The organism is Paracoccus marinaquae (assembly GCF_018860165.1).
GTDB lineage: Bacteria > Pseudomonadota > Alphaproteobacteria > Rhodobacterales > Rhodobacteraceae > Paracoccus > Paracoccus marinaquae.
The window spans coordinates 1-1,835 of record NZ_JAHKNG010000108.1 but is presented as its reverse complement, the minus strand read 5'-3'; the positions used below and the strand labels follow the sequence as shown (position 1 = coordinate 1,835).

Here is a 1,835-nt window from a genome sequence, read left to right as displayed (position 1 = left end):
TGTCTACCCCATAGTCCCTGAGAAACTCCACCGTAGTCGCCATCGCGAAACTCCCGCACAATCTCCGTCAGGCGCGAAATCTCAGACCGTGTGAAAACAAGGAAGGTGGGGCACAGGCGCCGCTTACGACATATCTACTGGTCACCGAACTGTTGGCATGGCCAAGGAGTGCTGCAATTGTGATCTCACTGAGGCCAAGATCATTGGCAATGCTCGCAAAACTGTGCCGAAGGACATGGGCTGTGATCGTCTCAAGTGCAGTCCCGGCGAAGATCTTCCTCCACTTGTTGGGAAAGGCGCCATACGCCTTGCCACCCCGCGATCCAGGAAACACGTAATCTCCCGTAGCAACTTCGCGCTGCATCTCCAGGAACTCGACCACCGGAAGGCCAATCGGGCGGATCGACGCACCTTCCTTTGAATCCGACAGTCGTAGGCAACTGTTCGAGAGGTCCACGTCGCTCCACCGCAAAGCAATGATTTCGCTGCGCCGACAGCCGGTCAGAGCAATCTGACGCACTATGTCGGCCATCATCGCAAGATCGGGGTCTGTTGCCGCACGCTTCAGCGCCTCACCCATATCCCGATATTCAGCGGTGCTTAGGCGCCGGTTTCGAACCTGATCCTTTGGTTTCTTGATGCCATGGGCAACATTTCGATCCACAATCCCGGCGTCATTCGCATAGGTAAGAATCCCGCCGAGTAAGCCGACAGTACGACTTGCCGCCCCTGGTCCGCCGCGAAGAATGGATTTGCCGCGAAGGTTCTTGGTCTTCATGACCGCGCGCGTTTTCCCGATCAGGATGTCGTTCATCATCTTCGTCACATCAGCCTTACTCAGATCGCGCACGCGCTTCTTGCCGAGGATTGGGATGATATGGCCATTGATTCTGCCGATATCGGTAGTGATTGTCGCTGGCTTCTTGGGTCGACCGCGTTTACCTTGGATGAGTCCGGCATGGAGATCGCCAATATAGCGTTCGCAAAGCTCCTTGATCGTCATGGCATTTCGGTCCTCCAGCTTTTCTTCAGCCGGATCGTCGCCTTGAGCCACGCGCCCGAGTTGTGCTTTCGCCTCGCGTCGTGCAGTCTCAGGCGTCCAGATACCGTGAAGGCCAATGGTGAAACGCCGGGAAGATCCGTTGCATCGATATTGGATCACATAGCTGCGCTTGCCAGACGCGAAGACTCTCAGCCCGAAACCGGGTAGGTCATCGTCCCAGATGACGTAGTCGTTGGGTTTGGTTATGGCACTCTCAACAAGCCGTTTCGATATCTTTGGCATGGAATCTATCCTTTCCAGTCGGGCTCTCGCGTAAGCACCACGTAAGCACTTGGGGGAAAACCACAGCGTAGAGCCGGTTACGTTTTTCCGTCGTGATGCGCTGGAAAGTAAAGTTATTTCAGTGTTTTATCGCACTGTAGCGTAGTCCATCGCACATTTCGGATAGACTGCTAATAATTGCTCCGAAGGCGGAGGCCAGAGGTTCGAATCCTCTCGGGTGCGCCACTTACGAACAAAACTGGGCACTCCTGCCGGAGCCGCCCCGCCGCCCATCACCAGCCGCTCCAGAACTGTCCGCCTTCCGTGAATGCGGATTTCTGCATCGTCCACTTCGACATTGTCGATGAGGGCACGCAGATAGGCGCGCCGGAACGGCACCGGCCCGTCGAGGACGTTGGCGCGCATGACATCGACGCAGGCGGCGATCGGCGTTGTTGCAGAACGCCGGTTTGAGCCGAGCTTGCGCCTTTCCCCCGCGATCTTAGGCGACGCGTTCGATCTCCGCTTGGCCGAGAGCGTTGAAGCGGTTCATGAGGGCAATGCGGATGTG

Annotated in this window: 1 protein-coding gene and 1 tRNA gene; one reads left to right on the top strand and one right to left on the bottom strand. The window is 56.7% G+C overall.

What is annotated here, in order from left to right:
- Positions 1-67: 67 nt before the first annotated feature.
- Complete coding sequence (locus KNW02_RS20465) at positions 68-1,285, bottom strand: tyrosine-type recombinase/integrase (protein ID WP_216035021.1); 1,218 nt, start codon at positions 1,283-1,285, stop codon at positions 68-70.
- Between the two features lie 131 nt (positions 1,286-1,416).
- On the opposite strand from KNW02_RS20465, the gene KNW02_RS20460 reads away from it, so the two are divergent.
- Positions 1,417-1,510 (top strand) — tRNA-OTHER (locus tag KNW02_RS20460).
- Positions 1,511-1,835: the final 325 nt, after the last annotated feature.